Genomic DNA, 17,301 nt, shown 5'->3' on the forward strand with positions numbered 1-17,301 from the left:
GATAATCATTATGAAGAACTTCACAGACGAGAAGACTCTCCTTCAGGAGATAAAGAACGGAAACGGCGAAGCATTCGAATTTCTGTTCAATAACTATTATCCCCGGTTGAGGGGATATGCAGCTCGTTTCGTGACAGATGAAGAGGCGGTCCGGGATATCATACAGGAAAGCTTTTTGAGATTCTGGGAAAAACGTGATTTGATAGAAGCTGTTTCCATTTCATCCCTTCTTTTCGCAATGGTGAGGAATGCTTGTCTGAACTATTTGAAACATCTGCAATTGGTGGAACAGCATAGTTTGGAGCATTTGGACGAGGTTGCCGGGCGTGAAGAACTTTATTATTGGGATTTTAACCTGAGTCCGGAATATTCCCTCCTGTATAAGGAACTTCAACAACAGATCGACCTTGTTATGAATGATTTGCCTTCTCGTTGCCGCGAAGTATTTGAAATGAGCCGTTTTAAGAAAATGAAAAACCGGGAGATCGCAGACGCTCTCCAAATATCGACTACTGCGGTGGAAAAACATATAGCCAAAGCCTTAGCGCGTTTTTCCGCACATTTTAAAGACAAATATCCGTTGGATGTCTATATCGCGGTATTGGCTTGGCTGCTTTCCGAATGAACGAGGTCCCGTTTCTTTTGTTGTGAATAATTTTTTTTCAGGAAGGGGGTTGGGTAAAATTCGTTTGAGTTGTTACATCATATAGAAAGCGAAAGTTATGAAAGAGCAGGAGATCGATAATCACCAGTTGGCAATCCGTTATTTTGAAGGACGCATTACCCCCTCCGAAGAAGAGATTCTTTTCCGGTTTGTGCATGATGCACCTTCTAATAAGAGAATGTTCCGCCAATGGGAGGAAGAATGGATGCTTTCCTATAAACTGATTCCTGAAGTTTCAAATGAATGGAAACAGTTGCAACGCCGGATGCAGGTGCGTCAATCGTTGAATGGTGTGTTTAGTATTAAACACAGGCAATTGCAGCGATTTATCGCCGTTGCTGCAATTGCCTGCCTGTTAGTGTTAGGCGGTACATATGGTTTCCATCTTTACCGGAGTACGGAGGCCGCCAATAACCTGTTTGCTTTAGAAACGGGCTATGGAGAAAAAAGTAAACTGATACTGGCGGATGGAACGGTCGTATGGTTGAATGCCGGTTCTTCCTTGCGGTATGCCGGTAATTTCAATTCTAAAAACAGGGAAGTCTTTTTAACCGGCGAAGCTTATTTCGAAGTTACCAAACAGTCGGATGGCACTCCTTTTATGGTTAAAACGGACCAGTACAGTGTATTGGTGAAAGGAACGAAATTCAATGTGTCTTCTTACCCCGAAGATATTTCTGCCAAAACGACATTATTGGAAGGCTCTATCGATATTTTGTATAAAGGAAGACATATTCCGGTTGCACCGGGAGAATTGCTTAGTCTTGACAAACAAAACGGAAGTTTTTCCCGGCAGAAGGTCCAGGCATCTCAATATAAATCCTGGACAGAAGGGAGAGTTGAATATGATAAAATCACTCTCAAGGAGTTAGCAGTCCGTCTATCCCGTAAATATGACGTTCAGATTCATTTGGGAGACGACTTGGAAAAAGATATGGCTTTCCGCGTATCACTTCGGAATGAAGAGACGGTCGGAGATGTCTTTCAAGCTCTATCCGAGATTATTCCGATCCGTTATGAACGGCGGGGCCGGGATATTTATATTCGAAAACAATAGCGCAATTGTTAATATATTATTAAATCTAATTCTTTAATTTATTGGTTTATGTATAGAAAACATGTAGGAAGGGCGTTAATCCTTGCCTTGATGCTTTCTGGAGCTACCTCCATGAATGCACAGCGGATCACCCGACAATTTAAAAATGTTCCTTTAAAAACAGTCTTGGCGGAAGTAGAGAAAGAACTACAGTATTCCATCATTTACAAAAAGGATGAAGTAAATGAGAAGAAACAGATTACGCGGGATTTTAATGATGCATCCTTGGAAGAAGTGCTATCTGCCATATTGGATAACGGATTGTCTTATTCCGTCCAGGGCAAGATGATCGTGATTTCCAAGAAAGAAGCCGCAGAACCATCTGTCACCCAACAAAAGCAAATCATAGTAAAAGGCATCGTAAAAGATGAAAATGGAGAACCGGTGGCTGGTGCGAATGTTGTCGAAAAAGGAACATCTAATGGCACGATTACGGATATGGATGGAAATTTCTCATTGTCAATATCCGAAGGCTCCCAGCTAAGCATAACGTATATCGGATATCTGAACAAAGATGTTGCGGTTAGCAAAGGCAAAACTACTCTGAACATCCAATTGAAAGAAGATACGCAAGCTTTGGATGAAGTGGTTGTGGTTGGTTATGGTTCTGTTAAAAAACGTGACCTGACAGGATCTGTTTCACAGATTTCATCTTCATCGATTCAGAATCAGGCTGTGATGAAAGATCCTATGCAAGCATTGCAAGGTAAAATTGCAGGTGCGGATATTACGATGGGAAACTCTCCCGGAGCATCTTCTACTATTGTGATCCGTGGATATAATTCGATCAATGCGGGCAATGATCCATTGATAGTAGTGGATGATGCTCCGTTCGGAGGAAAGATCGATGAGATCAATCCGGCAGAAATCGAATCGATTGATGTTTTGAAAGATGCTTCATCCACTGCTATTTATGGTTCTCGAGGAGCAAATGGTGTTGTTATCATTACGACAAAACGTGCCCGTAGGGAGGCTAAACTGTCTGTTAGTTACGACGGATATGTCGGCGTGTCCAAGTCATTCAAGAATTATGATATGATGAGTGGTGAAAAATATGCAGACTGGAAAAGAATGGCTAATTACGGGAAGACAGATAAGGAAATATTTGATGATATTCAATTGAAAGCCTTGAACTCCGGACAATTTGTAGATTGGCAAGATTTGATGTTTAGTGGTACGGGCTATAAAACGGATCATAATGTCAGTATCAACCAGTCGAATGGCCGTAACCGTAACATGTTAGTGTTAGGTTATAATAAAGACCAAAGTATTATTGATAATATGGGATATGAACGTTTCTCTGCCCGTATTAACGGGGATATGGAATTAGCAAAGAACTTGAAGGTCGGCTATTCTTCTCTTTTAGCATTGACAACTCGTAATAATGGTGATAATAGTGTTTGGAAATATGGTACTGTACTGGATCCTTTAACGGAGGTGTATGACGAAAATGGTGATTTGCGCTTCTACAATAGTGGTTGGTATCAGACAGTATTGCATTCTAACCCGTTGTTTGATGTTGATAAAAACAATGTAGACAATAAGGAGAAGAGAACTCGTATTTTATTGAATTTGTTTGCTGATTGGGAAATTGTTACGGGGTTGAAATTCCGTACCAGTTTGACGTATGGCTTATCAGCAATCGAGAATGGAATTTACAGGAGTTCGACTTCACAAGCTCGCCAGTTGGCCGATCCGTCTGCTGAATACAAAAAAACGAATGAACAGCAGATTACATTCACAAATATGTTGAATTATAAAAAAACATGGAATGAGCATAGTTTGGACGCTTCGCTTGTGCATGATATGCAAACTGATAAATCGGAATTGGTTGGATTGACAGGTCAAGGCATGCCTTACTTTGGTTCTTCGTTTAATGTAAATGAAGCGCCGGATGTCTTTACTCGTTTATCTTCTGTACGGAAATGGGCGTTGTTGTCATTCATGGGGAGAATCAATTATTCGTTTAAGGACCGGTATTTATTGACGTTGACGGGACGTTACGATGGCTCTTCCCGTTTGGCTAAAGGTAATAAATGGGACTTCTTCCCCTCCGTGGCATTAGCTTGGCGTATGAATGATGAGGCATTTTTGAGAGATGTTGATTGGCTTTCAAATTTGAAACTCCGTTTAAGTTGGGGTAATTCAGGCAATACAGCCATATCGGAATATGCAACGCAAGGAGCTTTAGGCAAATATGTCTATTATTTTGGTACAACCGAACAATCGGCTATGGGATATCTTCCTACTGAATTGGCTAATAACCAATTGGGATGGGAACGAACGGAAGAATACAACGTTGGTGTTGATTTCGGTTTCTTGAATAATCGTATCAACGGTTCTATTGATGGATATGTCCGTAATACGGATGATTTGTTGATGAAACGTAATTTACCGATTACTACCGGATATGAATTTACTTGGCAGAATGTAGGTAAAACTCGTAACTCAGGTGTGGAAATCGCGTTGAATACAGTTCCTGTAGTAACGAAGGATTTCAGATGGACAGTAGATTTGACCTTTGGTTATAACAAGAATGAAATTGTCGAATTGTTTAACGGCAAAGAGGATAGTCCGGGTAATAAATGGTTCATTGGAGAACCATTGTATATTGAGCGCTTGTATAAATATATCGGCGTTTGGCAAAAAGGAGAAGAGGAAGAGGCCGCACGGTATGGACGTGAACCGGGAAATCCTAAAATAGAAGATGTTAACAATAATGGTGTGTATGATGAAGGCGATTTGCACACATTCAATAAAATACCGAAGTGGACGGCAGGTTTATCTACCGGATTGTATTATAAAAACTTCGATCTGAATGTTTATTTCTATACACGTCAGAAATATGGTCAGGTATTGGCTGTCTTGACAGATGAAGTGGGTTCTACTCGTTATAATCATTTGAATGTGGATTTTTGGACGCCTGATAATCCGTCGAATGCTTGTCCTAAACCTGTCATAACTAATCCACAGGAGTTGTTGAAATCGAGTGATTATGCCTATAGAGATCTCTCTTTCATTCGTTTGAAGAACATTAACTTGGGCTATACATTGCCGAAAGAAATCTCCAAGAAGTTCTATAGCGAAAAGTTCAGGATGTATTTTATGGTTGAAAATCCATATACTTGGACAAAAAGTGATTATGTAGGACTGGATCCGGAAAACTGTAATGCTTATACGGACCATCGCCCGTTGACATCATTCGTGTTTGGAGTAAATGCAACTTTCTAAATAGTCTAATTGATAACGAGATATGAAAATACTAAATAAAACATTAATAGGTTTGCTGTCTTTATTCTGCTTAGTGTCTTGCGACTTCTTGGAAGAAACAGCTTATAACAAAGTGACTGTCGGTAATTTCTATACCACTAAAGAGGGAATTACTAATGGTGTGAATGGATTGTATTCTACCTTAAGAAACATGTATATACAGGAATATCTGATTTATATGTGTGAGGGTCCGTCTGATTTATGGATCGCTTATAATGGTAGTGAACAATGGAGAAATTGGACAATAGATGCAACCAATAATGATGTAAGAAGTTTTTGGTATAATTCTTATAAGTCAATAAATCAATGCAACACTGTTATTTATAGTCTGGAAAATGATGAAATTGAAGGATTAGACGAAAGTTTGCGTGTTCAATATTTGGCGGAGGCATTATTTATCAGAGCTCATTATTTTTATCATTTGGTTCAGCAATTTGGAGATATTCCAATGTCTTTAAAACCTACGAATTCTGTCGAAACAGCTGTATACAAAACAAAGGCTGATGAAGTGTGGACGCAAATTATTTCTGATTTGGAGTATGCAATGCAGAATTTGCCGGAATCTTATTCTGTTTCAGAATATGGTCGAGTAACAAAATATGCAGCGATGCATCACCTGTCAAGAGTTTTATTGACAGTGAAACGGGATAATCGTGATATTGAAAATGCGTTACAGTATGCAGAAACAGTGATTAATTCTGGGCAATATTCATTGGTTCAGTCGCATGCAGAACTTTGGGATATTAATAATAAACATAATTCAGAAGTTATTTTCCCGGTGTTGTATACACAAAATGCAGAATTGAATGGAAATGGGAATACGGCTCATATGTTTTTTTGTTCTGCTTATTCAGAAGAACATCCGGCAGTATTGCGTGTGATAGAATATGGTCGTCCTTGGAGTAGAGAGCGTTCGACAGATTTCGCTATTAATTTGTTTGATGAAACGATAGATAAACGTTGGGATGATTGCTTTATTTCCAGATGGAATGTGACGGAAGAGTCTGTGACTGAAAAAATATTCAGCCCTTATAGCAAGCAGATAGAAGAAAAAGTTTGGAAAAAAGGTGAATTAGCGATGATCGATCCGAGAGAACCTTGGACACCGGAGCAAATCAAGGAAGTTTGGCCGGTTCTTGTTTTCTTACCTGAATATATGCGTGAACAAATTGATCCGGCGACAGATGTCCAGTCTGAAACGAATCCCAATGCTAAGTGGCCTTCAAACACCCGTTTCACAAGTTATAAAATGTATGCTTATCTGGTAAAACACTTAGATCCGTTACGGCCGGAAGTCAATTGGACAGCAGGTTCACGAGATGTGTTTGTTTTCCGCTTGGCAGATACTTACTTGTTGGCTGCTGAGGCTGCATTTTTATTGAACAATACACAGAAAGCTGTCGAGTATATTAATGTAGTTCGTCATAGAGCTGCTGTTCCCGGCCATGAAACAGATATGGAGATAAAATCGTCGGATGTTTCGATTGATTTTATTTTGGATGAGCGTGGACGTGAACTGATGGGAGAAATGCATCGTTGGTATGATTTGAAACGTACAGGCAAATTAATGGAACGTATGAATGATCCGAATATGAGTTCTTCAACTACTGGAAAATTTGAGGAGTTCCACGTCCTACGCCCAATTCCTCGTGATCAACTTACTAATGTTTCAAATCCGGAAGAGTTTACACAGAATCCGGGTTATGGTAACTAATAGTTGAGACTTTTGATTCTATATATGGTTTAGGGAGAGATGAGTTTTTGTCTCTCCTTGAATTTGTTTTTATCTTTGTATATTGGATTAATGAATAATAAAGTAATAATGAAAACACTTCTGCTAACAATTCTCAGCCTGCTCCTCTCTTTGTGTGCAAGCGCTCAACAACGTCCCCCCATGCTATACGGCGATACCTCCCGTGTCGGGGTTCCTTATTCGAAAGATCCGCATGTGGTTAATTTTAAGGGGCGCTATTTGATGTATCATTCTATTCCGCCGATGAAGGGGGATCCTGATTCCGGGTGGAATATTGGGATTGCGGAGAGTAAGGATTTGGTGAACTGGACGAAGGTGGGGGAGATCACGCCTGCTTCCGGGGCTGATTATGAGAAGAAAGGGCTTTGTGCGCCCGGTGCGTTGGTGAAGGATGGAAAGGTGCATTTGTTTTATCAGACATATGGGAATGGGAAGAAAGATGCCATCTGCCATGCCGTATCGGACGACGGCATTCATTTCAGAAGGAATCCTACGAATCCGATTTTCCACCCGGCGGGGGATTGGACTTGCGGGCGTGCCATAGATGCGGAAGTGTGCGAGTTCAAAGGACGCTATTTCCTCTATTTTGCAACCCGCGATAAAAACTACGACATCCAGATGCAGGGAGTAGCCGTTGCTCCGGGCAACACCAGTTTCAACCGGGAAGACTGGGTACAGGCAACGGATTTTTCTATCCTGTATCCCGTATATCCGTGGGAAGGGAAATGTATCGAAGGGGCTTCGATCGCAAAGAAAGGTGACAAACTCTATATGTTTTATGCCGGAGCCTACAACAATGCCCCCCAACAGATCGGAGTGGCGGAAAGCGAAGACGGCATTGTCTGGAAACGCCTTTCGGAAGAACCTTTCCTCAGGAACGGCAAACCCGGCGAATGGAATTCCAGCGAATCCGGCCATCCGCATATCTTTACCGATTCGGACGGACGAACCTACCTGTTCTACCAGGGAAACAACGATAACGGAAAAACTTGGTATATCACACAGGAAGAGGTGGTCTGGGAAAATGGAAAACCTTTTCTGAAAGGAAAGAAAACCTCTCTATTGCCAGGGGATTAATCCCCCGGCAATTTCAAGTCTTCCTGTTCAATATGCGGACCGAGTTGAAGACCGCCAGCAGAGCGACACCGACATCTGCGAAGACCGCACCCCACAGCGTGACATATCCCAATGCGCCCGCCAACAGCACAATCCCCTTTACGCCAAGTGCCCCTATGATATTCTGACGGACAATCGTACGTGTCTTGCGACCGATGGCGATAGCGGTCGCCACTTTGGACGGCTGGTCGTTCTGGATAACGACGTCGGCACTCTCGATCGCCGCGTCCGAACCGAGTCCGCCCATCGCAATCCCTACATGGCTCAGGGCCAATACCGGAGCATCATTCATTCCGTCTCCGACAAAAGCCACGGATTTGCCCGGCTCTTCAACCATTTCCCGGATATGCGCCGCCTTATCCTCCGGCAACAGGTTCCCGTATGCCCGGTCGATTCCTAAACGTTTGGCAAAAGACTCGACAATCTCTTTTTTGTCACCCGACAATAAACGGATATCCGTCACCCCTAACTTCCTCAGTTTGGCAATTGCCTCCACGGCATCGTCTTTCAACGTATCGGACAATAGCAGATGGCCGGCATATTTTTTGCCGATGGCGCAGATAACTACGGTCGCCACCTTGTCGGACAACTCTTCAGGAATGGAAATCCCGCGCTCTTTCATCAACCGGATATTCCCGACAAGCACTTCCTGTCCACCGATGACAGCCTCCACTCCGTGTCCGGCCAGTTCATGCATCTCCGAGATATTAGCCGCAGAGATATTCTGTTTCTTGGCGTAGCGGACGATCGCCTGCGCAATCGGGTGGGTGCTTTTCTGTTCGACGGATAAAAGCAAGGCCAATAGTTCCGGTCCGGGAATCCCGTGCGCCTGCAGATCCGTCACATCAAAACGTCCGGTGGTCAATGTACCTGTTTTGTCGAATGCAACGGTATTTATCCGGGTGATGGCATCCAGATAATTGCCACCCTTGAACAAGATGCCGGCGCGTGAGGCCGCCCCGATACCTCCGAAATAGCCCAACGGCACGCTGATCACCAAAGCGCACGGGCAGGAGATAACTAAAAAGACCAATCCCCGGTACAACCAGTCATGAAAGACGTATTGGAAAGACGGCATCATCAGTCCGGCAAGCGCCGGAACCGTTACGATCAGCAGAGCCAACACGATCACGGCAGGCGTGTAGAACCGTGCGAACCGGCGGATGAACAGCTCGGCGGGTGCTTTACGCTCGGCCGCATCTTTCACCAACGCTAAAATGCGGGCTAATGCGCTTTGCTCATACGGGCGGTTCACCTCTATGCAGACGGCTTGTCCCAGTACGATCATTCCCGCCAGGACTTCATCCCCTTTCCGGAGCGTGCGGGGCATGCTTTCGCCTGTCAGGGCGGATGTGTCGAACGACGCTTCGGATTCCTGCAAAATCCCGTCGAGCGGTATGCGTCCGCCCGGCTTTACCTCGATCCCTTCGCCTGCCTGCACCTCTTTGGGAGAGACATTGATGTATTTCCCTTCACGGAATACATCTGTGCGTTCGGGACGGACATCGAGCAGGCGGCTGATATTTTGTGAAGCACGTTCGACAGCCCTGTTTTGCAGCATTTCCCCAACCGTATAGAAAAGCATGACGGCCACGGCTTCCGGATATTCGCCGATGCTGAAAGCTCCGATCGAAGCGACCGACATCAATGTAAACTCGGTGAAAAAATCTTTTTGACGGGCTTCGCAATAAGCCTCCCGCATGACAGGTAGCCCTACAGGGAGGAAAGCCGCCAGATACCAGACGAGCTTTACCGCCGGCGAGAACCAGCCTTGTCCGGTATGGTCTAAGATAAGTCCCGCAACGAGCAGGATGAAAGACAAGACCGGCAATGCCACATTCGGACGTTCTTCTTCCTTATTGTGCCCGCAGCTGCATCCGCATCCTGAGTGGCAAGTTGTTTTTGCTTCCATGATTCAATCTGTTTTTATTATTCCGATGCAAAGATCCGAAGATACTTTTGCAACCCGGTTGCGTTTTACAGATCAGGGGACTTGCATGCCGGGCAAATCCCTTTGACCGTATAGTTGATCGTATCCATGATAAAGCCTTCGGGCAATTGTACGACCGGGATTTTTATATGATCCATACAATAGGTCTTGTGGCAAACTTCACAATAAAAATGGATATGCCTGTTTTCGACAAAGCAGGTCTCCGTGTCGCTCCGGCAGATTTCGTATTTCATCGACCCGCTTCCATCCTCGAAAGCGTGGACGGCGTGATGCTCCAACAGGATCGCCAGGGAGCGTGAAATGGTCGACTTGTCCAATGTCTCCAGTTGCGCCTCCAATTCGAGCAAGGAAATGGGATATGTTTGCTCCGACAATTTCTGCAATATAAGAATCCGGGCGGCTGTCGGGCGTACGCCTTTATCTTTGAGTTTCTCTTCGCATTGTTTTGTTGACATGACTTTACTCTTTTTTCTCGACACGGTAAAAGTACAACAAAATTAATGCAACTGAGTTGCAAACTTTTATTTTGATTATTCTGATATTTTTCGCTACTTCGCATTTATTATGGAATTACCAGAGGAGCAAAATAAGTTAAAGGAGATCGCCGCTGGAAACATAGACGCTTTCGAGTGCCTGTTTTTCTATTACCAGCCCCGGTTGGTAAATTTCCTTATCGGGCTGACGCACGATAAGGAAGTCAGCCGTGATATGGCCCAGGATTTGTTTCTCTCGTTGTGGAAAGACCGCGAAAAACTGAAGAATGTCCGTTCTTTTTCCTCCTACCTTTTCCAGATGGCGCGTTTTACCGTGTACGACTACTTCGACCGTCTCATCGTATCGGAAAAATATACGAGCGAATACCTGCAGGAAGCCTCCCCTGCCGAATCAGAAGAAGAAGCCTTGTTTGTCCGCGAATTGCAATCGATCATCAACCGTACGGTCGATCGAATGTCTCCCCAGCGAAGCAAAATTTACCGGATGAGCCGCGAGGAAGGTTTGTCTAATGACGAAATCGCCATGCGCCTCGATATCAGTAAGCGGACGGTGGAAAACCACCTGACCGCCGCCCTTGCCATTCTTCGCAAAGTCCTTTATCTTTTCTTTGTTATGAATTTGTAGTCGGAGTGGTTGTTTGAAGGTTGTCAACGGCTCTTTAAAGGATTGCTGATACCGCCTGCTTCTTTGCGATCCCGCATCAAGTGAGGCAAGCCTCGTGCCGCAGATTCTCTTTTGCCGTCTGCTTCAGCAGACGGATAGGTGATTGTTCCGGCTTTGCCGGTTCCTCTGTGGGTTTTTAACCCCTTTAAATATAATCCACAAAAGGGCCTAAAGCCCACAGAGGAAGAGGATTTGCCTCCAGACCTTTTAATCCGTCTGCTGAAGCAGACGGCAAAAGAGAGGATGAGGGGGGAGGGATGGCCGATACCCTATAGGGCAGGCGGTATCGGCTATCCTAAGAGAAAGCGGAGCTTTCTAATCATTGCCCTTTTACTTTCATGAAGTTCCCTTACTTGGAAACGCAAGTTTCCTCGTTAGGAAACTTGCGTTTCCAGCATAGGGAACTCTCGTTTCCTGCCGGGGGAATTTCCGTTTCCTCCAGGGGAAAACTGTAATAGGCTGGTTATTAGTGTTTATCAATACACTGTTTTGGGATTCGTTTTTTACTTCATTCAAAGCATATCAGGTACTTGTATTTTATCCCTGAACTAAGGGAATATGTTGCCCAAAGGGTATTGTTTTGTCCTGTAACCCACAGAGGAACCGGCAAAGCCGGAACACAATCATCTATCCGTCTGCTGAAGCAGACGGCAAAAGAGAGGCTGCGACACAAGGATTGCCGATGCTGACCGTTTGTCTGCGGCCCCGTGTCAGGCACGGGGACAAGCCTGTTCCCGCATTTGATGCGGGATCGCAAAGGAGCAGGCGGTATCGGCCATCCCCAAAGAGCCGTCAGGCTCTATCTCCGGCCTAAGCTGGTGAGCGTAAAGCGCAGAGACCGCAGTGAGCGTCCGGAGCGTCTGCTGTCCCAAGCGAAGCGAGTTTCAGACGCGACAGCAAACGAAGGGAACGGAGTAGCGAAGCAGGTTCGGCCTTGAACTTTTGGTTACTTTTCTTTCAAGAGAAAAGTAACTTATAAATCATCATTTCTGATTCAAACCTGCAAAAAAATGAATATTTTTCTCCTTACATTCATGCAATTGGCAGATATAACCGAATCAATATTGCTTTTTGATTATTATTTGTTATTTTTGTCAATGGGAAAAAGAGAATGCCAAGCGGGCAACTCTTGATTGTAGGAAAATGATTTATATATTCGAAGAGATAAACTGCAACACTTATTTTACGTCGGATGTATAAAGAAGGTTCTGCAAACCCTTTACATCTAATATGGTTATATCTGTATATTTTAAATATGCAGGTATTATATCTATATAGGTAAAGGGGGCGTAGGACTGACTTTATGACGTAAAGGGCTGTTGCAGGCCTATCTTTTCGTAAAGTTCAGTCCCTGCGCCCTTCCTGTATATATACATCAAGCGTGCAAGCGATACTTTTCTTATAAAACCACTCCTAAATGACTCCCCTTTTCAAAATCTCTCATCAATTTATTTTCATATTATGAAAGTGACTAAAATGACATTACAGCAATATCGGGAAGCCCTGGATGCGTACGGGACCTATTTCCTGGACGATATGAAACAACTGAAAGCCGATTATGCAAAAGATCGGTTGCTTGTAAATGGAAGCATAATGCGCTATACTGATATTACCGGAATGTCGGTCAGCAATAATAAATATCTGGCTGTCGAGGTTAATCACGGCGATTTGTTCCTTTTGCCGCTTCGCCGTGATGTCCGCTATCGTGTATTTCGTTCCCCGAAATCTGCGATTCTAAATAAAATATCTTATTTACTTGCATTATGTCAAAAAATATTTACCTGTAAATCAGGTGTGTGCTGACTATTTTACAAGAAATTGAAAAAAAGTGCATATATAGGTTGTGTGTATTTCCATAGTAAGCCGACTCCATTATAAAGCACGGGATTTTATGGAAAACGACAACAATATAAAACGAATCATACAACTTTATTTCGGAAAGCATTTCTCCCGTTCGGGGCGTGTCCTGTTCGGACGCTGGCTGCGGGCGGAAGGCGGAGCTTCTGAAAAGACCGATATGTTGCAGTCCTTTTGGGAGCATTCGCCGGCAGAAGCGACTGCCGAAACCCGCGAAGATTGGGATGCCCTGCAAAAACATTTACAGGTTGAACCGGTCCGCCGGAATTCCGTCCCGATGTATCGCGGGTGGATCAAATATGCGGCGGTAATCGCATTGATGCTATTGACGGGAGCGGCGACCTTTTTCGCTACGGACCACCTGAAACCCGCCCGGCATGTAGAGATGGCGGAATTGTTCGTCCCTTATGGCGAGAGCCGGCAGGTCATTTTGCCGGATGGTTCGCAGGTGTGGGTCGATGCCGGTTCGTTGCTCGTTTACCCGAAAGACTTTGCGGATACGGAAACCCGTACGGTTTACCTGACAGGCGAAGCGTCGTTCACGGTTCGGAAAAACACGGAAAAACCTTTTATCGTGAAGACGACTTATCTGGATGTCCAGGCTTTGGGTACGGTATTTACGGTTGCTTCCTATCCGGCCGATTCCTGCACGAGCACGATCCTGGAAGAGGGGAGCGTCAAAGTGGATGTAAAGGCAGGCGAACACCAGCCGGCTATCCTGAAGCCCAACGAACGTCTGGTTTATTCGCATGCGGCGCATACGGTAACGGTCCAACCGGTCGACGCTTTGCTCTATAAGATGGAGCGTAGCGGCTACCTGATCTACGAGAATGTCTCTTTCAGCCATCTGATGGCTTCGTTGGAACGGAAGTTTAACGTGACGATCCATTATAATTCACAGAAATATGCGGACGAATATTACAATGTCAAGTTTGCCCCGCATGAAACCCTGGAAGATGTGCTGGCTGTTTTGCAGCAGTTGATCGGCATTCGTTTCAAGATAAAGGAAAATGTTGTATTTATAAATTAAAAAGAGAGGAGAGGAACAGGATGAACAAAAGAAAACCGGAAAGAACGAAAGTGCGAAAATCCCTCTTTCCGGCGTTTGAAACCGAATTGTGACTTTTTTGGACTCAACGTAAAACGTTGGAAATAATTAATATTCAATTTTCAAACATACAAATATATGAAATTAACTAATCTAATACCTATAAAAGCGGGAAAAACGCTTTCGCGTCTTTGTATAATTGGAGCTCTGTCTCTTGGCAGCTCGTTCGTATTTGCTCAAAATCAACAAGTTCGTTTGTCTGGAAATAATTTAACCTTAAAGGCGGCTTTCAAGCAAATCGAACAACAAACGAAACTCTTCGTAGATTACAACACTCAAGATGTCAACGATTCACGCGTGATCAAGAAAATGCCGGCCGGCAACAACGTCAAGAACGTCCTGGAACAATTGCTGGAAGGTACAAACTGTTCCATCACATTCAGCAACGGCCATGTAATCATTTCCAGAAAAGCCCCGGCATCTTCCGAAACAAAAAAAGTCACCGGCATTGTCAAAGATGAAAAAGGCGAACCGATCATCGGCGCGAATGTTGTGGAGAGGGGGACGACGAATGGGACTGTTACCGATTTGAATGGTCAATATAGTCTGGATATTTCTCCTTCGGCTGTTCTCATGGTTTCCTATATCGGTTATGATACTAAAGAGATAAAAGTTGATGGGAAGAATATATTGAATATTTCTTTGACAGAGAATACGGAGAATTTGGATGAAATTGTTGTGATCGGTTATGGTACATCCAGAAAAAGGGATATTGTAAGTGCCATGTCTACTGTTAAAGGATCGACGATTAGCGCCGCTTCAACAAGTAATGTTCAGGATGCTTTGCAAGGAAAAGTCGCCGGTCTGGATATTCAGTCTGCGCGGTATGCCGGGGATGATCAGCAGATATATATCCGTGGTGCGAGGTCTTTGAATGCAGGAAATAATCCGCTGATTATTGTAGACGGTATTCCAGGAAGCTTGGGGAGTGTAAATACTTATGATATTGAATCAATTGAAGTATTGAAAGATGCTGCAAGTTCAGCCATTTATGGTTCTATGGGTGCAAATGGTGTGATTTTGGTAACGACTAAAAGAGGAAAGAAAGGGGTGAATCGTGAAGTGAATTTTAATTCTTATGTCGGCTTGAATGTTCCTCATATGATGAAGTTACAGTCGGGAGAGGAATATGCCCAGTTCCGTCGTGACGGATACCGATATGCGCATGGATGGGACAATCCTTTTACAGACGAGGATGTTTTCACCCAATCAGAATTGGATATCATCAAAAGTGGTAATTATACAGACTGGCAGGATTTGCTATATCGTAATGCTTTGACGCAAAGTTATCATTTAAGTATTAGTAATAGTGGAGAAAAGACTCGCTTATTATTGTCATTTAAATATGACAACGAACAAGGTTATTATAAAACTAATGATTCGGAAAATTATAACTTAACTTTGGCTGCTGACTACGATTTAGCAAATTTTTGGACATTGGGAACAACGATCCGTTTGAAAAGAAATAATGTTTCTGGTTTCCAGAAACTTAATACGGAGATTCTTTATATGACTCCGTTGTCGAATCCTTATTTAGAAAATGGCGATTTGAATTATTTCCCGAATCCATTGAATACATCTGGTTATAATCCGTTGGCAGATGATATACCAGGACAATTTGTGGATGATACTCAAAACAATCTATTGAATCTGAATTTAACTTCTCATGTTAAAATCAATAAATGGTTGAGTATGCATACGAATTTCGGTTATATATTTTCGGATTATAAGCGTGGATATTTTTATGGTAAGAATGCTTATCGAAATAAGGGTGTGAAAACAACTTCAGGGAAAGACTATAATAATTATGATCAATGGACATTGAACCATATTATTACGTATGAGAATAGTTTTGGAGATCATAACTTGATTGTCGACTTGGTTGGTGAAATTCAAAGTCGTCGATATGATAGTGGAACATTGTCTGGAGATAATCAGTCGGTAGAATATACTTCTTATCATAACTTAGGTTCCAATGCAGAAAATATTAAAATTGGAAGTAGTTTCCAAAATTGGGCTTTGGCTTCTGTATTAGGGCGTTTACGTTATAATTACAAAAATAGATATTATTTCAATGTAGCTTTCCGTACAGACGGTTCTTCTCGTTTGGCAAAAGGTAATCAATGGGCGGTTTTCCCTTCCGGAGGTGTTAGCTGGAGCATGAAAGATGAACACTTTATGCAAGATGTAAATTGGATCAATAACTTGAAACTTCGTATATCTTATGGTACGGTAGGTAATACAGCTATTTCCCCTTATCAGACTTTGGCAACTTTGTCTCAGTCGGCTTATCTGTTTGGAGAAGATTCATCTAATAAGTTCTATGTATATAGCCCAACTTCGATCGTGAATCTTGATCTTGGCTGGGAAATATCCAAAACTGTAAATGCAGGGGTTGATTTTGGACTGTTCAATAATAAATTGAATGGTTATGTCGAGTATTATAATACAAAGACGAGTGATTTGTTGATGAAGAGAACGATTCCTTCGTTTACCGGTTTCAATGATATTTGGCAGAATATCGGGGAAACAGAGACTTCCGGAGTTGAATTTAATCTGAATTATAATCCGGTAAGAACAAAAGATCTGAATGTAGATATTTCACTGAATGCATCCAGAAACTGGGAAAAGATTACGGCTTTGATCAGTGGTGAGGATTTGCCTAATAATAAATGGTTTATCGGAGAACCGTTGGGTGTGTTCTATGATTATGAAAAAATAGGTGTTTGGCAGTTAGGAGAAGAAGAGGCTGCTGCCCAATATAATGCTAAAGTCGGTGACATCAAGATTAAGGATCAGAATGGTGATGGTTCAATCAGTGCTGCCGATGATCGAGTCATATTGGGACAGGTTCGTCCGAAATGGATGGCCTCTCTTGGTGCAAATATCCAATATAAAAACTTTGATTTCTCATTCAACTTGAACTCAAGATGGGGATATTTGGTGAAACCATCTCCGTATGATGACGTTACTATGGATGGACAGCGTTGGTTGCCTTCCATAGATTATTGGACTCCAGATAATCCATCAAATAGTTTTCCACGTGCGGATCAGGTAAGTACTTATGATACCTATCGTTCTTGTAATGGCTATCAGAAAGGAGATCATATTAAAATTCAAGATGTAACATTGGGATATAGCTTTGAAAGTCTGTTTTCGGAAAAAGTCCCTTTCAAAAAATTACGTTTTTATGTACAAATGAGAAATATTGGTTATTTGTATAGAGCTGCAGAGTTTGATATTATACCGGAGCAACCTAATATTAATTTTACAGTTCCCAGTAGTTATAATTTCGGAGTTAATGTAACATTTTAATAAATCGTATATT

The 17,301-nt window shown here is 42.9% G+C and carries 12 protein-coding genes; 9 read left to right on the forward strand and 3 right to left on the reverse strand.

Features of this window, described 5'->3' with window-relative positions; translation table 11 throughout:
- Positions 1-10 precede the first annotated feature (10 nt).
- From H8S65_RS02440 to H8S65_RS02460, 5 genes are all read left to right on the forward strand, one after another.
- A complete protein-coding gene (locus tag H8S65_RS02440; protein WP_186928380.1) occupies positions 11-625 on the forward strand; it encodes an RNA polymerase sigma-70 factor in 615 nt (204 codons plus the stop codon).
- A 97-nt stretch (positions 626-722) separates the two neighbouring features.
- Positions 723-1,721, forward strand: a complete 999-nt coding sequence (locus H8S65_RS02445) for a FecR family protein (RefSeq protein WP_186928381.1) — start codon at positions 723-725, stop codon at positions 1,719-1,721.
- Between the two features lie 48 nt (positions 1,722-1,769).
- Positions 1,770-4,991 carry a TonB-dependent receptor gene (locus H8S65_RS02450; protein ID WP_186928382.1) on the forward strand — a complete coding sequence of 1,074 codons (3,222 nt, stop codon included), beginning with the start codon at positions 1,770-1,772 and terminating at the stop codon, positions 4,989-4,991.
- Between the two features lie 22 nt (positions 4,992-5,013).
- On the forward strand, positions 5,014-6,744 hold the full coding sequence (locus H8S65_RS02455; RefSeq protein WP_186928383.1) for a RagB/SusD family nutrient uptake outer membrane protein: 1,731 nt from the start codon (positions 5,014-5,016) through the stop codon (positions 6,742-6,744).
- A 108-nt stretch (positions 6,745-6,852) separates the two neighbouring features.
- Complete coding sequence (locus H8S65_RS02460; protein WP_186928384.1) at positions 6,853-7,860, forward strand: family 43 glycosylhydrolase; 1,008 nt, start codon at positions 6,853-6,855, stop codon at positions 7,858-7,860.
- 13 nt (positions 7,861-7,873) lie between these two features.
- On the opposite strand, the gene H8S65_RS02465 is transcribed toward H8S65_RS02460, so the two are convergent.
- Together H8S65_RS02465 and H8S65_RS02470 are read right to left on the reverse strand one after the other, a co-directional pair.
- Positions 7,874-9,811, reverse strand: a complete 1,938-nt coding sequence (locus tag H8S65_RS02465; protein ID WP_186928385.1) for a heavy metal translocating P-type ATPase — start codon at positions 9,809-9,811, stop codon at positions 7,874-7,876.
- Positions 9,812-9,876: 65 nt separating this feature from the next.
- A complete protein-coding gene (locus tag H8S65_RS02470; RefSeq protein ID WP_186928386.1) occupies positions 9,877-10,305 on the reverse strand; it encodes a Fur family transcriptional regulator in 429 nt (142 codons plus the stop codon).
- Positions 10,306-10,414: 109 nt separating this feature from the next.
- Between H8S65_RS02470 and H8S65_RS02475 the strand changes: the two genes are divergently transcribed.
- Positions 10,415-10,969 (forward strand): RNA polymerase sigma-70 factor, encoded by a 555-nt coding sequence (locus H8S65_RS02475; RefSeq protein ID WP_186928387.1) that lies wholly within the window; start codon positions 10,415-10,417, stop codon positions 10,967-10,969.
- A gap of 749 nt (positions 10,970-11,718) precedes the next feature.
- Here the strand turns inward: H8S65_RS02475 and H8S65_RS02480 are convergent.
- Positions 11,719-11,880 (reverse strand): hypothetical protein, encoded by a 162-nt coding sequence (locus H8S65_RS02480; protein ID WP_186928388.1) that lies wholly within the window; start codon positions 11,878-11,880, stop codon positions 11,719-11,721.
- A 589-nt stretch (positions 11,881-12,469) separates the two neighbouring features.
- On the opposite strand from H8S65_RS02480, the gene H8S65_RS02485 reads away from it, so the two are divergent.
- From H8S65_RS02485 to H8S65_RS02495, 3 genes are all read left to right on the forward strand, one after another.
- Positions 12,470-12,811, forward strand: a complete 342-nt coding sequence (locus tag H8S65_RS02485) for a hypothetical protein (RefSeq protein WP_186928389.1) — start codon at positions 12,470-12,472, stop codon at positions 12,809-12,811.
- Positions 12,812-12,899: 88 nt separating this feature from the next.
- Positions 12,900-13,895 carry a FecR family protein gene (locus H8S65_RS02490; protein ID WP_186928390.1) on the forward strand — a complete coding sequence of 332 codons (996 nt, stop codon included), beginning with the start codon at positions 12,900-12,902 and terminating at the stop codon, positions 13,893-13,895.
- A gap of 156 nt (positions 13,896-14,051) precedes the next feature.
- The gene (locus H8S65_RS02495) at positions 14,052-17,288 is read left to right on the forward strand and encodes a SusC/RagA family TonB-linked outer membrane protein (RefSeq protein ID WP_186928391.1); all 3,237 of its coding nucleotides are present in this window, start codon (positions 14,052-14,054) and stop codon (positions 17,286-17,288) included.
- Positions 17,289-17,301 lie beyond the last annotated feature (13 nt).

Origin of the sequence: Parabacteroides hominis (assembly GCF_014287585.1) — a bacterium.
Lineage (GTDB): Bacteria > Bacteroidota > Bacteroidia > Bacteroidales > Tannerellaceae > Parabacteroides > Parabacteroides hominis.

Excerpts from the sequence above, each read along its gene's own strand:
- H8S65_RS02475 (WP_186928387.1), top strand. The coding sequence starts at position 10,415 with ATGGAATTACCAGAGGAGCAAAATAAGTTAAAGGAGATCGCCGCTGGA.
- H8S65_RS02440 (WP_186928380.1), top strand. The coding sequence starts at position 11 with ATGAAGAACTTCACAGACGAGAAGACTCTCCTTCAGGAGATAAAGAAC.
- H8S65_RS02470 (WP_186928386.1), bottom strand. The coding sequence starts at position 10,305 with ATGTCAACAAAACAATGCGAAGAGAAACTCAAAGATAAAGGCGTACGC.
- H8S65_RS02455 (WP_186928383.1), top strand. The coding sequence starts at position 5,014 with ATGAAAATACTAAATAAAACATTAATAGGTTTGCTGTCTTTATTCTGC.
- H8S65_RS02485 (WP_186928389.1), top strand. The coding sequence starts at position 12,470 with ATGAAAGTGACTAAAATGACATTACAGCAATATCGGGAAGCCCTGGAT.
- H8S65_RS02490 (WP_186928390.1), top strand. The coding sequence starts at position 12,900 with ATGGAAAACGACAACAATATAAAACGAATCATACAACTTTATTTCGGA.
- H8S65_RS02450 (WP_186928382.1), top strand. The coding sequence starts at position 1,770 with ATGTATAGAAAACATGTAGGAAGGGCGTTAATCCTTGCCTTGATGCTT.
- H8S65_RS02460 (WP_186928384.1), top strand. The coding sequence starts at position 6,853 with ATGAAAACACTTCTGCTAACAATTCTCAGCCTGCTCCTCTCTTTGTGT.
- H8S65_RS02465 (WP_186928385.1), bottom strand. The coding sequence starts at position 9,811 with ATGGAAGCAAAAACAACTTGCCACTCAGGATGCGGATGCAGCTGCGGG.
- H8S65_RS02445 (WP_186928381.1), top strand. The coding sequence starts at position 723 with ATGAAAGAGCAGGAGATCGATAATCACCAGTTGGCAATCCGTTATTTT.
- H8S65_RS02495 (WP_186928391.1), top strand. The coding sequence starts at position 14,052 with ATGAAATTAACTAATCTAATACCTATAAAAGCGGGAAAAACGCTTTCG.